Below are 20,119 nucleotides of genomic sequence, written 5' to 3'. Positions count from 1 at the left end.
GACTCGGAGTCGGCCGAACCACGGCAGGTGCCTTTCCGCTCGCGCGCCGGAGCCGGCCGCACCGCGCCGAGCCCCTCCGGGGCTACCGGCCCCGGCAACCGGCCCCGTTCACCCCGATCCGGTGCTCTTGCCCCCGGACCGCGACCGGCCGGGGCCGAGCGAACCCAGCATGAGCTTCTCGGTGCCGCGCAGATACTTCTCGGCCGCGCTCTGCGCCCCCTCGACGCGGCCTTCGACCACCGCCTGCACCACCGGCGCCAGTCGTCCGGCGGCCTTGGCAGGGTCCTCGAACGGGGCCTGGAGCGCCAGTCGCACCGGCAGATACGCGTTGAACAGCGTGTTCGTGAGCAGCAGATAGACCCGGTTGCCCGTGGCCCGCGCCAACTCCCGGTGAACCTCCACATCGGCGAGCTGGGTCGCGTCGGCATCCGGGGCCTCGGCCACCGCCTCCAGCAGTTCCTGAAGGCGGCGGGACTGCTTGACCGTGCGCCGTGCGGCCGCGCGACCGGCGATGAGGGTCCCGATATGCCGTCGCGCCTCGAAGACCTCCTTGAGCCAGGACGAGTCCTGGGAGGCCAGCATCGGCAGCAACTCGGCCCCGCCGAGCCGCAGGAAGTCGATCACGCGGGTACCGATGCCGTGCCGTGTACTGAGCAGCCCCGCCTGCTCAAGGCGGGTCAGGGCGTGCTTGAGGGTGGTGCGGGTGACTCCGTACCCTGCGGCGAGCTCACGCTCGGGAGGCAGCAGGGTGCCGGGTTGGTGCTCACCCCGCAGAATGTCGTCACGCAGCCGGGCCTCCAGCACATCGACCACGGACTGACGGGGAATGCTTTCGACGGCCACGGACGGTCTCCAGAGGGGCTGGTCAGTGGGTGAGTGGCTCAGCCACGCCCGTTCAGTGAAGCACCTCGCCCAACAGGCCGTCAATCCTCCATCTCTGGCCAGCATTTGACACTGCGTCGACAGGACGGAGTCACGCCCGGCCGGATTCGAGGATCCTCTTGAGCGTGGCCAGCTCGGTGTCGACGAGGTCGACCTGCTGCACGAAGAACTCTCGGCCGAGGGTGGGTGGTTGATAGAAGGTCATCATGAATTCGGCGCCGTCGCCGTTGGGCACCACGCGGGCCGGGACCCGCCAGGAGGCGGTGTCGTCGACGTAGTCGTGGTCGAGGACGCCGAGTTCGGCGTCGGCGTGCAAGCGCAGCCTGGCCGGACCCACGGGGGTGGACATCTGCCACCAGTCGGGGTCGGCCGTGGGCTCGATCGATCGGATGTTGACCACGGCCCACTTGGACCAGTTCGCGGGGTCGGCCAGGAAGGCGTACACATCCGCGAAGGGGCGGTCGATGCTGACGGTCTTGGTGATGGAGAGGGCGGTGCTCATGGCGCGCTTCTTCTTCCAGGTGTGTCGTCTAGGAGTTGTCGTCCTCGGGTGCGGGATGGACTTCGCCCACCAGGCGCCTGATCCACGCCTCCAGTTGCTGACGCTGGGCCGCGTCGAGCGAGCCGAAGTAGTGGGCGTCGTTGCGGTCGGCGATCTCGGCCAGGAGCGGCACGAGGGCCTGGCCCTCGTCGGTCAGGACGAGCCGGACGATCCGCCGGGAGGCGGGGTCCGGCTCGCGCCGGATCAGGCCCTTGGCCATGAGACGGTCGACCAGCCGGGAGACGGCTCCGGGGTCGATGTCCATGTGGGCGGCCACGGCCTTGGTGGTGCCGTGTCCGTGGAAGACGCCGACCATCACTCCCCACTGGGAGACGGTCACGCCGTGCCGGTCCAGCTCTGCCTCGAACCGGCTGTGGACCTCGTCGGACAGGCGTCGGAGCCAGTATCCGAGGTGGTCGTGCAGCCCGCTTGTCGTACTCACACATCCATCTTCGTTGCCGCGACAATAGTTGTCAAGGCAATCGTTGACCGAGCCGTCTCCCTCGGACATGGAGCCGTCCCCTTCGGACATGGAAGGGGACGGGTTCCGGCAGCCGCCGGAACCCGTCCCCGGTGTTCGTGCCGGCCCGGTCAGCCGCCGACGTACTCCGCGAGGTGTTCGCCGGTGAGGGTGGAGCGAGCGGCGACCAGGTCGGCGGGGGTGCCCTCGAAGACGATGCGGCCGCCGTCGTGCCCGGCGCCCGGGCCGAGGTCGATGATCCAGTCCGCGTGTGCCATGACCGCCTGGTGGTGCTCGATGACGATGACCGACTTGCCGGAGTCGACGAGCCGGTCGAGCAGGCCGAGCAGCTGCTCGACGTCGGCCAGGTGGAGGCCGGTGGTGGGCTCGTCGAGGACGTAGACACCGCCGTTGTCGGCCATGTGCGTGGCCAGCTTGAGCCGCTGCCGCTCGCCGCCGGACAGCGTGGTCAGCGGCTGGCCGAGGCTGACGTAACCGAGACCGACGTCGGCGAGCCGGCCGAGGATACGGTGCGCGGCCGGTGTGCGCGCCTCGCCGTTGCCGAAGAACTCCTCGGCCTCGGTCACCGACATCGCCAGCACCTCGGTGATGTCGCGACCACCGAGGTGGTGCTCCAGCACCGATGCCTGGAACCGCTTGCCCTCGCACTCCTCGCAGGTGGTGGCGACGCCCGCCATCATCGCCAGGTCGGTGTAGATGACGCCGGCGCCGTTGCAGTTGGGGCAGGCGCCCTCGGAGTTGGCACTGAACAGCGCCGGCTTGACGCCATTGGCCTTCGCGAACGCCTTGCGGATGGGTTCGAGCAGTCCGGTGTACGTCGCCGGGTTGCTGCGCCGGGAGCCGCGGATCGGGCTCTGGTCGACCGACACCACACCCTCGCGGGCGGGGATCGACCCGTGCACCAGCGAGCTCTTGCCGGAGCCGGCCACGCCCGTGATGACGGTGAGCACGCCGAGCGGGACGTCCACGTCGACCTCACGCAGGTTGTTCGCGGTCGCGCCGCGGATCTCCAGCCTGCCGGTGGGTTCGCGCACGGCCTTCTTGAGGGAGGCCCGGTCGTCGAAGTGGCGGCCGGTGATGGTGCCCCCGGTCCGCAGTCCCTCGACGGTGCCCTCGAAGCACACCGTGCCGCCGGCCGTACCGGCACCGGGGCCGAGGTCGACGACGTGGTCGGCGATCGCGATCGTCTCCGGCTTGTGCTCCACGACGAGCACCGTGTTGCCCTTGTCGCGCAGCCGCAGCAGCAGGCGGTTCATGCGCTGGATGTCATGGGGGTGCAGGCCGGTGGTGGGCTCGTCGAAGACGTACGTGGTGTCGGTGAGCGAGGAGCCGAGGTGGCGGATCATCTTGACGCGCTGCGCCTCGCCGCCCGACAGCGTGCCCGCCGGCCGGGCGAGCGCGAGATAGCCGAGGCCGATCTCCACGAACGAGTCGAGCGTCCGCTGCAGCGTGCCGAGCAGCGGCGCCACCGACGGCTCGTCGAGGCCGCGGACCCACTCGGCCAGGTCGCTGATCTGCATCGCGCAGGCGTCGGCGATGCTGATCCCGTTGATCTTCGAGGCGCGCGCGGCCTCGCTGAGCCGGGTGCCGTCGCAGTCGGGGCAGGACGTGAAGGTGACCGCCCGGTCCACGAACTCGCGGATGTGCGGCTGCATCCCCTCCCGGTCCTTGGAGAGCATCGACTTCTGGATCCGCAGGACCAGGCCCTCGTAGGTCATGTTGATGCCCGCGATCTTCATCCTGGTCGGCTCGCGGTGCAGGAAGTCGTGCAGCTCCTTCTTGGTGTACTTGCGGATCGGCTTGTCCGGGTCGTAGAAGCCGGACTCGGTGTAGAGCCGGTAGTTCCAGCCGCCCGGCTTGTAGCCGGGGATGGTGAGCGCGCCCTCGGACAGCGACTTGGAGTCGTCGTAAAGCTGGGTGAGGTCGATGTCGGAGACCGTGCCACGGCCCTCGCAGCGCGGACACATGCCGCCGGTGATGCTGAAGCTGCGACGCTCCTTCACGGTCTGTCCGGCGCGCTCCACGGTGACCGCGCCGGCTCCGCTGATCGAGGCGACGTTGAAGGAGAACGCCTGGGGCGAGCCGATGTGCGGCTTCCCGAGCCGGCTGAACAGGATGCGCAGCATCGCGTTGGCGTCGGTGGCGGTGCCGACGGTGGAGCGGGGGTCGGCGCCCATCCGCTGCTGGTCGACGATGATCGCGGTCGTCAGCCCTTCGAGCACGTCGACCTCGGGCCGCGCCAGCGTCGGCATGAAGCCCTGCACGAAGGCGCTGTACGTCTCGTTGATCAGCCGCTGCGACTCCGCGGCGATCGTGTCGAACACCAGGGAGCTCTTGCCCGAGCCGGAGACGCCGGTGAACACCGTGAGCCGGCGCTTCGGCAGCTCGACGTCGATGTCCTTGAGGTTGTTCTCGCGCGCGCCGTGCACGCGGATCACATCGTGGCTGTCGGCGGCGTGCAGCGCAGGCGACGGCGTGTCCGTCCCCGTGGCCTTGCTCATCGTGTCTCCATCTTTCGGGCGGGCCGCGTGCGCGGTCTCCGTCGGCGTCAGCTGGCTCGATCTGGGCGGCTTCGAGCGTAACGTTCGGTTCTCCGGGGGTGGCGGGGTCGCGGGAACAGCCACCGGCTGCCTTCCGCACCCGCCCGAGGCGTCAGACCAGCCAATCACCGTCGCGCATCAGCTCGCGGCCGGTCAGCTCGTTCACCTCGCGCCAGGACTGGATACGGCGTGGGGTGACGCGGAACCAGCGGTACGGCGCGGCCGGCAGGCGCGGATCGAAGTCGGCGCCCTCGACGAACAGGTCGATGCGCTCCTTCGGCAGCCCGTCGATCTCGAAGACCTCGACCTCACCCTCGATCATGGTCACGTCGCGGGTGGGGCCGAGGCCCAGCCGGACGGACCGGCTCACAGCCAGGTTCCTGCCGGTCACGCTGTTGGTGGGCGTGGCCATCAGCAGCGCCTCGCCGTCCCAGTCGAAGGAGAGCGGCACCAGGTGGGGCACACCGTCCGCCGAGGCGCTGGCCACCCAGATGTCCACGTCGTGGCGGAGCCGGTACTCGGTGTCACGACGCCGCTGGGCGCCGGGGCGCGGGTCCCCACTCATCGGACCTCGTTGATGCGCACGAGATTGCCCGCCGGGTCGAGGAAGGCGCAGTCGCGGATCCCGTACGGCTGCTCGGTCGGCTCCTGGATCACCTCGGCGCCGTTGGCCGCCAGCCGCTCGAAGGCGGCGTCGAGGTCGGGGGTGGCCAAGGTGATGCGGCCGTAGTTGCCCTTGGCCATCATCTCGGCGATGGTGCGGCGCTCCTCGTCACTGACGCTGGGGTCGGCGGCCGGCGGCTCCAGGACGATGGACGTACCGGGCTGGCCGACGGGGCCGACCGTGATCCAGCGCATCGCGCCGCTCCCGACGTCCTTGCGGACCTCGAAGCCGAGGGCGTCGCGGTAGAAGGCGAGGGAGGTCTCCGGGTCGGTGTGCGGGAGGAAGGTCCAGTGGATGGTGATGTCCATGGCCGTCACGCTAGCCGCGGCCCTGTGACCGGCGCTTCTCCATTCCTGATCGGTCGCGCTGATCGGTCGTGCTGATCGGTCGTGCTGATCAGCACGGTGGGGCTTCCGGCGGGGCCGACTCACGGCATCGGGGGCGCGGTGCCGGCTCCCGCGTCGGCCGCTGCCCTGGCGTAGCGGCGGGCCAGGACCGCGAAGGCGTCCTTGAGTTCGGCCGGGCCCACGACCTCGATGTCGGCGTCGAACCTGCCGATGGCGGCGGCCAGGCCGGCCCAGGACCAGGAGCCCAGCAGCAACCGGCAGCGGTCCGGGCCGAGTTCCTCGACGACTCCGTCATGCGTGTACGGGGACACGACGGCGGCGGGCAGGTGGAGGATCACCTCGCCGCGGCAGGGCCAGGTGCCCGAGCCGGCGGAGCCCTGAAACCTGTCGGCGACGAAGGCGGCCACGTCGCCTCCGGGCAGTTCGCGCGGGGCGAAGCGGGGCCCCGTCGGCGTGCGCGGGGTGATCCGGTCCGCGCGGAAGGTCCGCCAGTCCTCGCGGTCGAGATCCCAGGCGACGAGGTACCAGCGCGCGCCCCAGGTGACGAGGTGGTGCGGCTGCACCCGGCGCGGCGGAGCCATGGTGCCCCCCTGGCCGTCTCCCGATGGTGACGCGGGGGCGTAGTCGAAGCGCAGCACCTCGCAGGCGTGCACGGCGGCGGTGAGCGCCATGAGCACGCCGCTGTCGACCTGCGGGTTCGGCCGGGTCGTGGGCCGCTCGACGGCGGTGACGTGGAGGGTGTCGACGCGGTGGCGCAGCCGGGCGGGCATGACCTGCCGGACGGTGTTCAGCGCGCGCACCGCGCCGTCCTCGATGCCAGCGCCGGTGGTGGCGGCGATCCGGAGCGCCACGGCGAGGGCGACGGCCTGCTCGTCGTCGAACAGCAACGGCGGCAGCTCCGTACCGGCGTCCAGCCGATACCCGCCGTCGGGGCCCTTGACCGCCACGACGGGGTAGCCGAGCTCGCGCAGGCGGTCGACATCGCGGCGCACGGTGCGCGCACTGATGCCCAGCCGCTCGGCCAGCAGGGCTCCCGGCCAGTCCCGGCGCGACTGGAGCAGCGAGAGCAGCGACAGCAGTCGCGCTGAGGTCTTCTGCATGCTGCCGATGGTGCCGCAAGAAGCGGCCACATCCTGGCCGCTTCTCCTGGAACTGTCGTCATCGAGCGGGGCTGCGCGCGAGCAGGACCGCGGAGATCGGAAAATAGGTCGAATGGCAAGGAGCCCATCATGTCCGTCAGTGCTGTGACCCACCTGAACTTCCGAGGTGACGCCCGCGCGGCGCTCACGTTCTACCGGTCCGTGTTCGGCGGGGACCTGGTCATGGTCACCTACAAGGACGCCGGAAACGTCCAGGAGCCGTCCGAGGCGGACCAGGTGATGTGGGGCCAGGTGGCCGCCGACAGCGGATTTCGCGTCATGGCCTACGACGTGCCCTCGCGCATGCCGTGGAGCCAGGGCGAGAACGCGTTCTTCGTTTCACTCCGCGGCGAAACGGCCGAGGAGGTCACGGCGTATTGGAAGAAGCTGTCCGAAGACGCCACCGTCCTGCGGCCGTTGGAGCCCGCTCAGTGGGCGCCGCTCTACGGAATGCTGAGGGACCGTTTCGGTGTCACCTGGGTCGTGGACGTCGTCAGCGAATACAACGCGTCCTGACCATCAAGTCCCGGGCGGCGGACATCCGCCGCCCGGGGTGGCAATCACTCGAACACGACGGGCACGTGGAGCTTGTCCCAGGTGTTCTTTCCCGGAATACCGTCCGCGTCCGCTCCGCTGAAACCGAGTTTGCGCTGCCATTTGGCGTACGACGCGCGGTCCGCGTCGCTCCACTGGGCGTCCGGCTCGCCGGGGTACACGGAGCAGCCCTCGTCGATCAGGCGATAGCCCATGACCTCGATGATCGGGCTGACCGTCGCCGACTGGAAGAAGTCCGCGCCCGGGAAAGGCTCGAACTCCTGGTCCGGGATCGGTACCCCTTCCGGCGGGGAGACACGGATCCGCTGTCCGAGGCGAATGATGTTCGGGTCGGTGATCTCGGGGTTCCACTCCAGGAGCTGCGCCAGTGTCACATGGATCCTGGCTGCAATCTTGGAGAGAGTGTCGCCAGTTCTCACCGTGTAATACAGCGTTGACGTATCCATGCGACCACTCTATCGAGGAATATCGGATCCCATAAGGGGAGATATCGGAAAATTGACGGGAACGCGGCAGGCACCCGCTGTTTCCTCTTTCACTTATTTACGACTCAACGGATCCACCGGAGTCGGTCGGTCGCCACAACAACCCATAAAGAAGGGGAAGGAGCGTACTCACCCCTTCCCGCCCTCAACGTATAGCGCACCGGGGGGCTTGCGGCAAGATCCGGGTCGTAGCGAAGACTTGCCGGGCAATGCCGGGACCTGTGGTGGTGGGAGTCGCGAAGTGCGTGTGCTGTTGACGGGATATGACTCGCGTGGGGGCGTCGAACCGCTGGTGGCCCTCGCGGTGCGGTTGCGGGAACTCGGCGCGGAGGTGCGCGTGTGCGCGCCGCCGGACGAGGAGTTCGCGGAGCGGCTGGCCGGGGTGGGTGTGCCGATGGTGCCGGTCGGTCAGTCGGTGCGCCGGCTGACGACCGGGGCGACGCCGCCGTCGCCAGGGGGTGTGCCTCAGCGTGCGGCCGCGTTGATCGCCTCGTATTTCGACACGGTTGCCGCGGCGGCCGAGGGCTGTGATGTGCTCCTGGCGTCGGGCCTGCTGCCGGCCGCTGCCGGCGCACGGTCGGTGGCCGAGAAACTGAACGTCCCCTATGTGTACGCGAGTTTCCAGCCGATCACCCTGCCGTCGCCGCACCACCCGCCGCACCCGCGGCCGGGCCGCCCCTTCCCACCGGACGTGACCGACAACCTCGCGCTGTGGGACCTGGACGCGCAGAGCGCGAACGCGCTGTTCGGCGAGGCCCTCAACACCCAGCGGGCGTCGAACGGCCTGCCACCGGTGGACGACGTCCGCGACCACGCCTTCACCGAGCGCCCGTGGCTGGCGACGGACCCGCTCCTGGGTCCGTGGCACGAGCCGACGGACCTGGACGTCGTGCAGACCGGCGCGTGGCTCCTCCCGGACGAGCGCCCCCTCCCGGCCGACTTGGCGGCGTTCCTGGAGGCCGGCACGCCACCGGTGTACGTGGGCTTCGGCAGCATGCCGATGCACGGTTCGCGGGGCGCCGGCCATGCGGCCATCGAGGCGGTCCGGGCACAGGGCCGACGTGCGCTCGTCTCCAGCGGATGGGCGGACCTGGACCTGAGCGACGACCGGGACGACTGCTTCGCCGTCGGCGAGGTCAACCACCAGGCGCTGTTCCGCCGGGTGGCCGCCGTCGTGCACCACGGCGGCGCGGGCACCACGACGACCGCCGCGTGGGCCGGTGCGCCTCAGGTGGTGGTGCCTCAGCAGGCGGTGGACCAGACCTACTGGGCCGACCGGGTGGCCGAGTTGGGCATCGGCGTGGCCCACGCCGGCCCGACTCCGACCTTCGCGTCCCTCTCGGCCGCGCTCGGTTCGGCCCTCACCCCGCAAACCCGCGCACGAGCGATCGCCGTGGCCGGCACGATCCGCACGGACGGAGCGCTCGTGGCCGCGAAACTGCTGCTCGACGGGGTCGGCTGAGGAAGGCCGACCGCTCGACGCTCCGGGCGGGACTACGCGTCGTACGACGGCACGCGGGCGGCGAGCCCGGCGGCGAAATGCCGGGCCTGCGCGCCCCAGTCATGGTCGGTCGCGCCGAAGTGCTGCAACACCTCCAGCAGTTGCTGTGCCTCGGACAGGGTCAGCAAGGGCAGCCGCGGTTCCTCGAGGTCCAGCAGGTCAGAGGTGTCGGCGGCGAGAAGGTGGTCGTCCATACCCGACACAACCGGGAGCCCGCGCAGGGGTTACGGGCACCCGGCCCAAGGCCGGGCAATGATCGCGTCCGCTCGGATGCCGGCCCCCTCTACGCCTGCCCCCGGCAGGCGGACCACACCTCCTGGAGGAGTACCGGGTAGTCCTCGCCGTAGGTGGCCACGGCCGCGAACACCGCGTCGAGGGCTGCCCGGAGCGGGTCGGGGTGGGCGGCGTCGAGCAGTGCGGGGATGGCCATGTGCGGCTGGGACATGCGCAGGGACGGGTCCGGCTCGCCGATCGTGGCGACCAACATGTACCTGGATGTTCCGGCGGGCGGCTGCACCGGCGGATCGGGCGGACTCAGCGGCTCCGCCATGGGTGCCGCCGGGCCCACGATCGCTGTCATCGCCTCGGGGAGGGGTATCGACACGTACGGGTCGTCGTCGGCGGCGGGCGGCTGGAAGGGCGGCCACTCCGGAGGGACGGCCCGGCCCACGGTCCCGTCGGGAGCATGCGGGTCCGCGTCCAGGGCCTGCCAGACGGCGTCCGGCTCGTCCAGGGGCGGCGGCAGCGGGCGTCCCTCGGCCAGGGCGGTGAGCCCCCGGGAGATCCAGTCGAGCTCCGTGAGACCGGCGGTCTCGCATGCGCGTCGCGCGGCCAGCAGCGCCACCGCACGCTGGACCTCGGGGCCGGCGGCGTCGATGGTGTGGACGAGGGCCGCGTCGAAGCGGACCAGGCCGCTCACGTTGCCGTCGACCTCGCGCAGGGCCTGGCTGGGCAGTTGCCCGCCCCAGTCCCACAGTTCGTAGGCGAGTTCGCGTTCTCTGTCGGCCTGTTCCTGTGCGAGGCGGGCGAGGCGTTCGGCCTCGGCGCGTTCGGCGGGGGTGGGAGGGGGCGGCAGCTCGCGGGCGTAGCCGTGCCAGTAGGCGGCGGAACCGGAGGTCTGCTTGAGGACGCGGTCCGGCGACGGCGGAGCCGGCCAGAACTGGAGGAGGTAGCTGTCCAGTTGGGGCTCGTCGTCGAGTCGGGTGTCGCGCTCGCGTGCCGCGTCCATGTCCTTGGCGCAGTAGCGCACCCGGTAGTCCGTCTCTTCCAGGCCCAGGTCCCAGTCGCCCATGCCTCCCCACAGGACGAGCGCGGTGCTGTCCGACACGGGCCGGAAGGACACCTCCACCACGTCCTCCCATTCCGGGTCCAACCGCGGTGGGTCCTCGTGCACTTCGACGGTGAATCCGACCTCGCCGGTGTGCAGCCCGGTCGTCAGCCACAGCGTGCCGGGGATCGCCGCCCCGCAGAGCCCGGAGCTCTGCCCCGCGAACGCCTCGGCGAGGTCCGGGCCGTAGCTGTCCGGATCGCTCTCGACGTAGATCTGGCCGTAGTGAACGGAGACCTCGCCCTCGACCGGCCTGCGCATCATTACCCCCAACGCTCCGAGTGGCACGCCATGTGCGGATATCCGGAAGGCTACGGCTCGGCACTGACAGCGCCCTCGGACCGATGTCCGGGCCGGCGGCGTCAGACGGGGTAGAGGATGAAGTCCGCGCAGGCGCGCCGGCCGGGCCGGTCGCCGGCCTCCGCGATCGCCGCACGGATCCGGCGCAGGTGATCGGTGGTCATCTGGAGCGGGGGCTCGTCGGGCTGGTAGGTGGTACGGATCGGATAGTCCACACCCGGCCGACTGGTCATCTCGATGTGGCAGCCGAGCACGTACGTGACCGGCCGGCGGTCGGAGAACTCGATCAGCCGGTCGATGGTGCGGGCGAAGGCGTGCCAGTCCTGGATGTAGAGCCGCCCGGGGTAGACCGTGTCTCCGGTGAGCAGGAACCCGGTCCACGGGTCGTAGAACGTCACCGCCGCCTCGTGGTGGCCCGGGGTGGCCAGGCACTCCAGGACCCGGCCGCTCAGGTCGACCGTGCTCACGGCGTCGGGGTCCGCGTCGAACCGGAAGTACTCCCAGGCGGTGGCCAGGTCCGCGCCCACCACGGTGGTGTGGGGGCGGTCGGCGAACTGCCCGTCGCCCGCGACGTGGTCACCGTGTGCGTGGGTGTGCAGAACGAGGAGGTGATACTCCTCCCGGGGGTGCCGGGCGAGCCACCCGTCGACGAGTTCGTCGACCACCCGGCGCAGCGGAAAGAACTCCGCGGACGCGGTGGCACCGGTGTCGATCAACACCGCCCGGGAGTTGCCGAACAGCAGGAACAGGAACGGCGCTTCATAGTCGATCGCCATGTTCTGCCGCAGGATGAACGTGTGCTCGTCGTAGGCATGGACCTGGATGTCCGGATCGGCGTTGTGCTTCGCCGACGGCGAGCCGTGGATCCACCGGACGTCCAGCGCCTGGGGCCGGGGAACACCACCGGCGAAATCGATCAGGCCCGTACCCGCGTCCATGACGTCTCCTCCGGCGCGTCGTCTTGGCAGACCGGGTACGGCGCGCATCTCGTCCGGGGCAGGCACGTACGAGCCTCCGCGCTGACGCTAACACGGCATCACCGCGACGTTTCGGCTCCCCGAAAGACCTCAGCCGGCCGGCACCGGAAACAGCATGCAACTGCTCGTCGCGTGGGCCAGCAGGCGGTCGTCGGAGTCGAGGAGTTCGGCCTGCGCGAGGGCGGTGCGGCGGCCGTGGTTGAGGAGGGAGCCGACGGCGCGGACCTTGCCCGTGTCGACGGTGATGCGGCGCAGGAACTTCACGCTGAGGTCGAGCGAGGTGTATCCCATGCCCGCCGGCAGGATGGACTGCACGGCGCAGCCCGCGGCCGAGTCGAGCAGGGTGGCGTAGACACCGCCGTGCACGCTGCCGATGGGGTTGTAGTGGTCCTCCCCCGGTTCCAGGACGAAGACGGCGCGCCCGAAGTCGACCTCTTCCAGGCAGAAGCCGACGGTCGCGCCGATGGGCGCGGCGGGCAGACGTCCGTCGAGCACTCCGCGCAGGAAGTCGAGTCCGCTCTCCTGGCCGACGGCGGCCGCGGAGATACCCGGGTCCTCCCACTCGAACGTGCGTGACCTCGACATGACCGTGCCCTCCTCAGCTGGCTTCCAGATTTGAAGTTAGCCAGTCGAACCTCTGGCTGTCAATGTCGCAGTCAGCCTACGATGGCCCCATGGCCTGGCTGGACCTGAGCACCGAGAACTGCACCGTGCAGCGCACCCTCGACCTGATCGGCGAGAAGTGGTCTCTGCTGGTGTTGCGTGACGCGATGAACGGCGTGCGCCGCTTCGACGACTTCCGGCGGCACGTGGGGATGTCCGAGGCGGTGCTGGCGGACCGGCTGCGCAAGCTGGTCGCGGCCGGGATCCTGGACACCGTTCCGTACCGTGAGCCTGGGCATCGCACCCGCCACGAGTACCGGCTCTCGGCCAAGGGCTGGGACCTGTGGCCCGTGATGATCGCCCTGAAGCAGTGGGGCGACCGCTACACCGCGGATCCGGAGGGACCGCCCCTGGAGGTGCGGCACCGTGACTGCGACGACCCGCTGGAAGTCGTCGTCGTCTGCGCGGGCGATCACGGGCCCCTCAACCCGCGGCAGGCCTACACGCGACCCGGCGCCTCGGCACACACGGCGACCTGACGGGTGGCCCAGAAGTACGGGTGGACCGGGGGCCACGGTTTCAGAGGTTGATCATGTGTCCCGCGAGGCCGTGCAGGGCGTCCTGGACCGCCTCGCTCAGCGTCGGATGCGCATGGACGTTCCGGATGAGCTCGGTCACCGTGAGGTCCCATTTCTGCGCCAGCGTGAGCTCGGGCAGCAGCTCGGTGACGTCCGGACCGATCATGTGGCCGCCCAGCAGTTCGCCGTGGCGGCCGTCGCTGATCAGCTTCACGAAGCCCGCGGTGTCGCCGAATCCGTGCGCCTTGGCGTTGGCGGTGAACGGGAACGTCGCCACCCGGACGTCGAAGCCCTCACCGCGCGCCTCGCTCTCGGTCCAGCCGAAACTGGCGATCTGCGGCCGGCAGAACGTCGCGCGCGGAATCATGCGGTAGTCCAGCTCCATGGTCTCCGCGCCGGCGATGCTCTCGGCGGCGACGACGCCCATCGCCTCGGCGGTGTGGGCCAGCATCTGCTTCGCCGTCACATCGCCGATCGCGTAGATGTGCGGCTGGTCGGTGCGGCAGTACCCGTCGATGGCGATGGCTCCGCGATCGGTGAGCCGGACGCCCGTGGAAGGCAGCCCGTAGCCACCGGTCCGCGGGTGGAAGCCCGTGGCCTGCAGCACCTTCTCCGCCTCCAGGACCTCCGGCCGGCCCTCCCGCTCGACGACCACACGGACCCGGTCGTCGGCCTCCTCGATGCTCCGCACCCGCGTGGAGGTCAGCAGGTTGATCCCCTGGCGCCGGAAGCGCTTGGTGAGCTCGGCCGAGACCTCCTCGTCCTCCAGGGGCGCGATCCGGTCGAGGAACTCGACCAGCGTCACCTCGACCCCGTAACACCGCAGCAGATACGCGAACTCGACCCCGATGGCACCCGCACCGGCGATGATCAGGCTCGCCGGGAGGCTGTCGGAGAGGATCTGCTCCTCGTAGGTGACGACGCGCCTGCCCAGTGTCGTCCCCGGGAGCAGCTTCACGGTCGCTCCGGTCGCGATGACGCAGAAACGGAAGGACAGCGTCGCCTCGCCGTCCCTCATCCGCACCTGCATCGTGTGCGGGTCGAGGAACGTGCCCTGCCCCTCGAACTGGGCGATCTTGTTCTTGCGCATCAGATAGCCGACGCCCTTGGCGCGCCCGTCGGCCACCACCCGGCTTCGCTCATAGGCGGCCCGGTAGTCCAGGGTCACGTCTCCACCGATCTTCAGGCCGAACTTCTCCGCGTCGTGCGTGACCAGGTGGGCGATCTCCGCGTTGCGCAGCAGGGCCTTCGCGGGGATGCATCCGATGTTCAGGCAGACTCCGCCCCAGAACCGGCCTTCCACGATCGCCGTACGCAGTCCCAGCTGGGCGCACCGGACGGCGGCCACGTATCCGCCCGGGCCGGCCCCCAGGACGACGACGTCGAAGTCCGTGTCCATCGCTCCACCTCGCTCCGCCTCGGTCCGCCTCGCCGTCGCTCCGAGCGTGGTCAGGGTGGTCAGGGGGTCGGGTACTGCAGATCCAAGGGGCCGGACAGGGCGGCGCGCACCTGGCGGGCGGGTTCGTCGACGAGGACTTCCGGCTCGTCGCGTGCGATGGCGTCCATCGTCATCTCGGCCACGTCCGCCGCCTCGATCTTCGGGGCGTCGACCGTCACGGTGGCGTCGGTGTCCACATAGCCCGCGTGCACCCCGACGACGAGCGTGCCCTGTTCCCGCAGCGCGACGCGGAGCGCGTTGGTCAGGGACCACTGGGCGGACTTCGACGCCGCGTAGCTGGGCCAGCGGCTGTTGGCTCGCCATGAGGCCACCGACAGCATGTTCACCAGGGCTCCGCCACCGTTGGCGGCGAGCACCGGCGCGAAGGCCCGCGACACGGACCAGGTGCCCAGGTAGTTCACCTCCAGCTCCCGCCGCGCACCGTCGAAGGATCCCTCGAAGAGTCCGGGCCCCGCCTGGATGCCCGCGTTGTTGATCACGATGGTGACGTCGGTCGCGGCCGCCGCCGCGGCCGCGACCTGTTCGGGGTCGGTGACATCGAGGCGTAGGGCTTCCAGCCCGGGCTCCTCGAAGTCCTCGGGCCGGCGGACGCCCGCGTACACCTTGGCGGCTCCCCGGGCCAGCAGGGCGCGCGAGAAGGCCAGTCCGATGCCCCGGTTCGCGCCGGTCACCAGGGCGACCGATCCATTGATTTCCATGATCGGACTCCTTACTCCGGGGGTTCCCACTCCCGCACGGCCCGGTCCGGCCAGTGCCTTCGGGGCAGCGACGCGCCCCGCTACGGAAGGCGCCCCGAACCGCGTTCATGAAGGTCGCGCACGCCTCGGCACCGCATCATGGGTGGCTTGTGACGCCGGTGCGTGGGCTCCGCTGAATGACAGGCAGGGTCGGCGATGGTGACGGGCAGGGTCGGCGATCGATGTCCGGGACCACATGCTGTCCTCGCAGGAGCGGGTGTGCACGACGTGATGGGATCAGTCTTCCCTTCGCCGTGGCCGCCTGTCACTTCGAGCGAGATCCGGGCGCAGGCCGTCGCAAGCGCCCGCGCGCTCGCGCGCTCAAGTACGGCGACGACTCCGCAGCCGGGTCAGGGCGCGCACCGACTTGGTGCCGAGGACCCCGGCCAGCACGGCCACCAGCGGGAGAGCCACGTCCGTCCACGGGTCGCGGATGGGCTTGTAGACCGCCGTACCGTCCTTGATCTCGATGAAGCCGAGCGGGCGGGCCTCCAGGCCGCCGCCTCCCCCGCCGCCCTCGGCGGTCTTGGCGGTCTTGGCGGTACCGATCTCGCGCCCGGTGCCGCCGCCGAAGCCGAAGCCGACCCGGGCCACGGGGATGACGGTGACGCCGTCCCGGGTGACGGGTTCGCCGTACACCGCGGCCACCGAGGCCCGGGCGCCGAGTTTGTCGGCCAGCCGCTCCAGCAGGGTGACGGAGGCGTGCTCCGCGGTGAGGTCCCCGAGCGGGACGGAAGCGGGGGTCTTCTCGGTGCCGCTCATCGGGGGCTCGCTTCCTGGTGAGGAGGGCAGGCGTCCGTACGGGATGTGGCGGAGTCACTACAGAGCGAAGTGACTTCACGATAGGCCGCGCCCGGCCGCATCTGCCAGGGTCTCGCCGGTGCGGCGGTGCGGCGCTGCTCAGGTGATCCAGCGCGCCGCGAAGACGCCGGACACGGCCGTGAGGACGGCGGCGGCGACGACCGTGGCGTTGAGTCCGAGCGCGTCGGCGAGGATGCCGGCCACCAGGGCGCCGACCGCGTAGCCGATGTCGCGCCAGAAGCGGTAGGTGCCGAGGGCGTTCGCGCGCCAGGTGGGGTGGGCGTGGTCGGAGACGGTGGCGATCAGGGCCGGGTAGACCATGGCGGTGCCGATGCCGAGGAAGACCGCGGAGACGACTCCGGCGAGCAGCGGGCGGCCGAGGAGGGCGAGCGCGAGGACGAATCCGGCGGCTTGGACGAGCATGCCGTGGACGATCAGGGGTTTGCGGCCGATGCGGTCGGCGAGGTGGCCGGTGGGAATCTGGCCGAGGCCCCACAGGATGGGGTAGAGGCCCTTGATCAGGCCCACGGCGGCGAGGCCCAGGCCGTGGTCGGTGAAGAGCAGGGGAAAGACACCCCAGGTGAGGCCGTCGTTGAGGTTGTTGACCAGGCCGGCCTGGCTGGCGCCGCGCAGGGAGCGGTCGCGCCAGGAGGTACGGGCGAAGGTGGCGGCCAGTCCCGCGTCCTCGCCGGTGGGCAAGGGCTTGGCGTGCTGGGCGAGTTCGAGGGCCACGTGCGCCGCGGTGTCGCGGACGACGAGGGACAGGGCGAGGCCGGCGGCGACGAAGACGACGCCGATGAGTTCGGGGGTGGGGCGCAGCCCGTGGTGGGTGGCGAGGTACCCGGTGAGCAGGGCGGTGGCGCCGACGGCGGTGTAGCCGGCGGCTTCGTTGAGGCCGGTGGCCAGGCCCCGCCGGGACGGTCCGACGAGGTCGATCTTCATGTTGACGGTCATCGACCAGGTCAGCCCCTGGTTGAGTCCGAGCAGGACGTTCGCGGCGACGATCCAGCCCCAGGAGGGCGCCCAGGCGAGGGCGAAGGGGACGGGGATGCCGATCAGCCAGCCGGTCAGCAGGAGTTGCCTGCGGCGGAAGCGGGCGGTGAGGGCGCCGGCGGCGAGGTTGGTCAGTGCCTTCGTGACGCCGAAGGCGATGATGAAGGAGAAGACGGCGAGGTCGCTGGTGAGGCCGAAGACCTCGGCGCCGATGAGCGGGACGGTGGTGCGTTCCAGGCCGACCAGACCGCCGACGCAGACGTTGACGACGACGAGCAGGGTGAACTGGAGCCAGTTCTCCCGCAGGCCCAGGCGGACGGGCCGTCCGGACGCGTCGGCCGGTGCGGCGGTCGCGGGAGTGGCGTTCACGCGTCCGCCCCCTGGGTGAGCCGCCGGCTGTGGGCGGCCGCGTACTCGGCGGGTCCGCCGTCGAGGACGGCGATGTCGATGCGGCCGGCGCGTTCGAGGAGGCTGGCGGCGGTCATGGCCCGCTCGCCGTGGCCGCACGCCACGATCGGCCCCTCGGGGGCCTCGACGGCGTGCGCGGCGAGCCCGCCGAGCTCGATGTGGCGGGCGCCGGGGACATGTCCGGCGGCGAACTCCGCGTCCTGCCTCACGTCGAGGTAGGGGCGGTCCCCTGCCTGGTCGGCGGTGACGAACGCGGTGGTGGCCCGCGGGTTGCCGTCGGCCAGCCAGGCGGTCATGCCGCCCGTGAGGCGTCCGGTGAGCCGCTCGTAGCCGATCTTGTACGCCTGCCAGACGATCTCGTCGAGGTCCTGGTCCTCGCCCGCGACGAAGGCGAGCGGTGCGGTGTCGGGCAGGAGCCAGCCCAGCCAGGTGGCGAACTGGCCGCGCAACGGGATGGACAGGGCACCGGGGATGTGGCCGGCCGCGTAGTCGGCGGCCGGACGCACGTCGACCACCTGACCGCCGTCGGCGAGCAGGGACCTGACCTGTCCGGCGTCGAGGTCCGGCAGGAGGGGTGCGGAGGTCAGGACGGCGGGACCGCGCCGGTTGGCCTCGGCGAGCCGGTCGAAGTAGTCCGGGTAGCTGCCCTGGCCGTCCAGGAGCAGTCGTACGAAGGTGTCCTCGTCCGGGGCGGACAGCAGCGGGTTGGTCCGCTTCTGGGCGCCGACGGTGGAGGTGCGCTCGGTGCCGGGCGGGGCCGAGCAGAAGGAACCTGCCCCGTGGGTGGGCCAGAGCGCGACCTCGTCCGGCAGGGCGGCGAGACGCCTGAGGGAGTGGTACTGGGCGCGGGCGAGTTCCTCGGTACGGGCCGCGCCGAGGAGGTCGGTACGGGCAGCCGAGTCCACGATCAGCGAGCCGCCGCTGAACACGCCGAGTTCCCGTTCGCCGTCCAGCAGCAGGAACGACAGGTGCTCGTCGGTGTGGCCGGGCGTCGCGAGGGCCCGCAGGGTCAGGCCGCCCAGGTCCGTCTCGTCGCCGTCGGCCAGCGGGGTGTGCGGGAAGTCGCGCCGACCAACGGCGGAGGCGAGGACGCGGGCGCCGTCGTCGTGGGCGAGCTGGACGGCGCCGGAGAGGAAGTCGGCGTGCAGGTGCGTGTCCGCCGCGTAGGCGACGGTCAGGCCGCGCCGCTCGGCCGCCCTCCGCAGGGCGCGCAGGTCCCGGCCGGCGTCCACCGCCAGCGCCCGCCCGTCGCCCAGGTCGACGAGGTACGCGCTGTTCCCCAGACCCTGGTCGACCAGCGGTATCAGGTGGTCGTCGGCGAAGCCCATCCCATGTCCTTCCGAGCAAGGCACTGCCGAGCGGGAAGCGATGCCCTCGGCTCCACTTACAGTAATCCATAGATTTATGGAGTAAGCAATGCGGACAGGTGCTCCGCGTGGCCCTGCCGCTCCGCGACCGGCCCGGGGCAGGACCGGTCAGGCCGTGGTGTCCGACACGGGGTACGGCACGAACGTGCTGGTGTTCTGGTCGATGCGGAGGGGGCGGCCGAGGGGTGGTGCGGCGCACTGGGGGCAGTCGAGGCGTTCGCAGACGCGGCAGCCCGTGCCGATGGGGGTCGCGGCGGAGGCGTTGGCGAGGTCGAGGCCGTCGGAGTAGACGAGGCGGTGGGCGTGGCGCACCTCGCAGCCGAGGCCGATGGCGAAGGTCTTGCCGGGTTCGCCCCACGAGGAACTCGCCGCGCTCGGCGCCCGGTTCCCCTGGGCGCCCCTCGACGACGTACGGGCGATCTTCGAACGCACCGCCCTGAGCGGCGAGTTGCCGTGCTTCTTCACCCCCGATTGCCTACACCCGCCACCTCGTGCGCCGCGCGAAGCCGGTCTCGTGAGCGGCGGCATCCGGCGCGCGAGAGGGGTCGGCTGCGGGCAGACGGGCACGGGCATCGCCGAGGTGCGCGCGGGCCGGGCTGGACACTGTGGTCCGCGAGGCCGACGCCACGGCAGCCCGCGCCGCGCCGCACCGGGTGTCCTCCTCCCTGGACCGCGCGGTCCAGCGGGGCAGGCCGGCGCCGGAGGCGGCGCGGGACGCCCTGCCCAGCCTGGACCATCCGCCGGAGCAGCGGGGGAAGGGTGTAGAGGGGTTCCCGCACTCCTCGTAGAGCGACTCGGCGGTGGCAGCGGTGGTGTCCAGGCCGATCAGGTCGGCGAGTCCGAGCGGTCCCTGGGTTGGGCGCAGCCCAGCTCCAGGCCGGTGTCGACGTCGGCGGCCATGGCGAAGCCGGACTCCGTCATCCGGACGGCCGCCAGCGGGTACGGGGCGAGCAACGCGTTGACGACGCACCCCGCCCGGTCCCGGGAGCTGAGTGGGCCCCGCCCCGGTGTCCACGGTGCCGTCCGAACCGTGGGACGGCGCTCCGGTGGCCCGCGTCACCCTCTAAGCTGATCGACGCAGCTGGTTCGCCCCGTCCGCCAGGCGGGAGGCGTCGCAAGAGGGAACCCGGCGGGAATCCGGGACTGCCCCGCAGCGGTGAGCGGGAACGACCGCCGTCATACGCACTGGGTCCTGAGGGCCTGGGAAGCGACGGCCAGTAGGTGTCCTCCTCGGTGAGGACGTGCCCGCGAGTCCGAAGACCTGCCAACTGCCCGCGCGCGAAGCACTCGTGCGCGGACATCCCGGTGACCTTCGAGGGCGGGTCGACGTACACACCGAACGCACGGCCCTGCGCCGTCGCCGTCCGGTGTGTCACTCCCTTCGCGCTCTCCTCCCGTCCCCGGGATCTCAGGGATTCATCTCGCGAAGGAGAT

Annotated in this window: 20 protein-coding genes, 3 pseudogenes and 2 riboswitches; of the genes and pseudogenes, 4 read left to right on the top strand and 19 right to left on the bottom strand. The window is 71.0% G+C overall.

The features are described from left to right. Positions 1–108: 108 nt before the first annotated feature. From IPZ69_RS18650 to IPZ69_RS18620, 7 genes are all read right to left on the bottom strand, one after another. The gene (locus IPZ69_RS18650; protein ID WP_235455270.1) at positions 109–843 is read right to left on the bottom strand and encodes a FadR/GntR family transcriptional regulator; all 735 of its coding nucleotides are present in this window, start codon (positions 841–843) and stop codon (positions 109–111) included. 130 nt (positions 844–973) lie between these two features. Continuing rightward, positions 974–1,384, bottom strand: a complete 411-nt coding sequence (locus IPZ69_RS18645) for a hypothetical protein (protein ID WP_235455269.1) — start codon at positions 1,382–1,384, stop codon at positions 974–976. Positions 1,385–1,412: 28 nt separating this feature from the next. Then, positions 1,413–1,865: a MarR family winged helix-turn-helix transcriptional regulator gene (locus IPZ69_RS18640; protein WP_235455268.1), complete on the bottom strand. Its 453-nt coding sequence runs from the start codon at positions 1,863–1,865 to the stop codon at positions 1,413–1,415. A gap of 149 nt (positions 1,866–2,014) precedes the next feature. Then, complete coding sequence (locus tag IPZ69_RS18635; protein ID WP_235455267.1) at positions 2,015–4,405, bottom strand: ATP-binding cassette domain-containing protein; 2,391 nt, start codon at positions 4,403–4,405, stop codon at positions 2,015–2,017. A gap of 151 nt (positions 4,406–4,556) precedes the next feature. Further along, positions 4,557–5,009 (bottom strand): pyridoxamine 5'-phosphate oxidase family protein, encoded by a 453-nt coding sequence (locus IPZ69_RS18630; protein ID WP_235455266.1) that lies wholly within the window; start codon positions 5,007–5,009, stop codon positions 4,557–4,559. Next, positions 5,006–5,416 carry a VOC family protein gene (locus tag IPZ69_RS18625; RefSeq protein WP_235455265.1) on the bottom strand — a complete coding sequence of 137 codons (411 nt, stop codon included), beginning with the start codon at positions 5,414–5,416 and terminating at the stop codon, positions 5,006–5,008. The genes IPZ69_RS18630 and IPZ69_RS18625 overlap by 4 nt, the downstream gene beginning before the upstream one ends. A gap of 119 nt (positions 5,417–5,535) precedes the next feature. Continuing rightward, on the bottom strand, positions 5,536–6,555 hold the full coding sequence (locus tag IPZ69_RS18620) for a helix-turn-helix transcriptional regulator (RefSeq protein ID WP_235455264.1): 1,020 nt from the start codon (positions 6,553–6,555) through the stop codon (positions 5,536–5,538). A 129-nt stretch (positions 6,556–6,684) separates the two neighbouring features. Between IPZ69_RS18620 and IPZ69_RS18615 the strand changes: the two genes are divergently transcribed. Further along, positions 6,685–7,110, top strand: a complete 426-nt coding sequence (locus IPZ69_RS18615) for a VOC family protein (protein ID WP_235455263.1) — start codon at positions 6,685–6,687, stop codon at positions 7,108–7,110. Between the two features lie 44 nt (positions 7,111–7,154). Here IPZ69_RS18615 and IPZ69_RS47430 read toward each other — a convergent pair whose 3' ends face one another. Then, the gene (locus IPZ69_RS47430; RefSeq protein WP_308407497.1) at positions 7,155–7,595 is read right to left on the bottom strand and encodes a peptidoglycan-binding protein; all 441 of its coding nucleotides are present in this window, start codon (positions 7,593–7,595) and stop codon (positions 7,155–7,157) included. Positions 7,596–7,875: 280 nt separating this feature from the next. Between IPZ69_RS47430 and IPZ69_RS18600 the strand changes: the two genes are divergently transcribed. Further along, entirely contained in the window at positions 7,876–9,096 is a 1,221-nt protein-coding gene (locus tag IPZ69_RS18600) for a glycosyltransferase (RefSeq protein ID WP_235455262.1), read from the top strand. A 32-nt stretch (positions 9,097–9,128) separates the two neighbouring features. On the opposite strand, the gene IPZ69_RS18595 is transcribed toward IPZ69_RS18600, so the two are convergent. From IPZ69_RS18595 to IPZ69_RS18580, 4 genes are all read right to left on the bottom strand, one after another. Beyond that, positions 9,129–9,329 (bottom strand): hypothetical protein, encoded by a 201-nt coding sequence (locus tag IPZ69_RS18595; protein ID WP_235455261.1) that lies wholly within the window; start codon positions 9,327–9,329, stop codon positions 9,129–9,131. An 89-nt stretch (positions 9,330–9,418) separates the two neighbouring features. Next, on the bottom strand, positions 9,419–10,726 hold the full coding sequence (locus IPZ69_RS18590; RefSeq protein WP_308407496.1) for a hypothetical protein: 1,308 nt from the start codon (positions 10,724–10,726) through the stop codon (positions 9,419–9,421). Positions 10,727–10,824: 98 nt separating this feature from the next. Next, a complete protein-coding gene (locus tag IPZ69_RS18585) occupies positions 10,825–11,700 on the bottom strand; it encodes an MBL fold metallo-hydrolase (protein WP_235455260.1) in 876 nt (291 codons plus the stop codon). 12 nt (positions 11,701–11,712) lie between these two features. Beyond that, positions 11,713–11,780: riboswitch (guanidine-III (ykkC-III) riboswitch) on the bottom strand. 49 nt (positions 11,781–11,829) lie between these two features. Then, positions 11,830–12,324, bottom strand: coding sequence for a PaaI family thioesterase (locus tag IPZ69_RS18580; protein WP_235455259.1), 495 nt, complete (start codon positions 12,322–12,324; stop codon positions 11,830–11,832). An 89-nt stretch (positions 12,325–12,413) separates the two neighbouring features. On the opposite strand from IPZ69_RS18580, the gene IPZ69_RS18575 reads away from it, so the two are divergent. Further along, positions 12,414–12,881 carry a winged helix-turn-helix transcriptional regulator gene (locus tag IPZ69_RS18575; protein WP_235455258.1) on the top strand — a complete coding sequence of 156 codons (468 nt, stop codon included), beginning with the start codon at positions 12,414–12,416 and terminating at the stop codon, positions 12,879–12,881. A 40-nt stretch (positions 12,882–12,921) separates the two neighbouring features. On the opposite strand, the gene lpdA is transcribed toward IPZ69_RS18575, so the two are convergent. The 6 genes and pseudogenes from lpdA to IPZ69_RS18545 all read right to left on the bottom strand — a co-directional run. Then, entirely contained in the window at positions 12,922–14,319 is a 1,398-nt protein-coding gene (gene lpdA / locus IPZ69_RS18570) for a dihydrolipoyl dehydrogenase (RefSeq protein WP_235455257.1), read from the bottom strand. 59 nt (positions 14,320–14,378) lie between these two features. Further along, positions 14,379–15,077, bottom strand: a complete 699-nt coding sequence (locus IPZ69_RS18565) for an SDR family oxidoreductase (RefSeq protein WP_235455256.1) — start codon at positions 15,075–15,077, stop codon at positions 14,379–14,381. A gap of 360 nt (positions 15,078–15,437) precedes the next feature. Then, positions 15,438–15,878: a spore germination protein GerW family protein gene (locus IPZ69_RS18560; protein WP_235455255.1), complete on the bottom strand. Its 441-nt coding sequence runs from the start codon at positions 15,876–15,878 to the stop codon at positions 15,438–15,440. A gap of 138 nt (positions 15,879–16,016) precedes the next feature. Then, on the bottom strand, positions 16,017–17,279 hold the full coding sequence (locus IPZ69_RS18555) for an MFS transporter (RefSeq protein WP_235455254.1): 1,263 nt from the start codon (positions 17,277–17,279) through the stop codon (positions 16,017–16,019). Then, complete coding sequence (locus IPZ69_RS18550; RefSeq protein WP_235455253.1) at positions 17,276–18,646, bottom strand: MBL fold metallo-hydrolase; 1,371 nt, start codon at positions 18,644–18,646, stop codon at positions 17,276–17,278. The genes IPZ69_RS18555 and IPZ69_RS18550 overlap by 4 nt, the downstream gene beginning before the upstream one ends. 147 nt (positions 18,647–18,793) lie before the next feature. Then, positions 18,794–19,045: pseudogene (locus IPZ69_RS18545) on the bottom strand (short-chain fatty acyl-CoA regulator family protein); the annotation flags it as partial. A 154-nt stretch (positions 19,046–19,199) separates the two neighbouring features. Between IPZ69_RS18545 and IPZ69_RS18540 the strand changes: the two are divergent. Next, positions 19,200–19,407: pseudogene (locus IPZ69_RS18540) on the top strand (3-hydroxyacyl-CoA dehydrogenase NAD-binding domain-containing protein); the annotation flags it as partial. Here the strand turns inward: IPZ69_RS18540 and IPZ69_RS18535 are convergent. After that, a pseudogene (locus IPZ69_RS18535) lies at positions 19,408–19,672 on the bottom strand (3-hydroxyacyl-CoA dehydrogenase family protein); the annotation flags it as partial. A 78-nt stretch (positions 19,673–19,750) separates the two neighbouring features. After that, a riboswitch (cobalamin riboswitch) is annotated at positions 19,751–19,968 on the top strand. Positions 19,969–20,119 lie beyond the last annotated feature (151 nt).

The sequence above is a fragment of the Streptomyces olivochromogenes genome (assembly GCF_021538895.1).
GTDB classification, from domain to species: domain Bacteria; phylum Actinomycetota; class Actinomycetes; order Streptomycetales; family Streptomycetaceae; genus Streptomyces; species Streptomyces olivochromogenes_A.
This window is presented reverse-complemented; position numbering and strand designations above follow the sequence as displayed.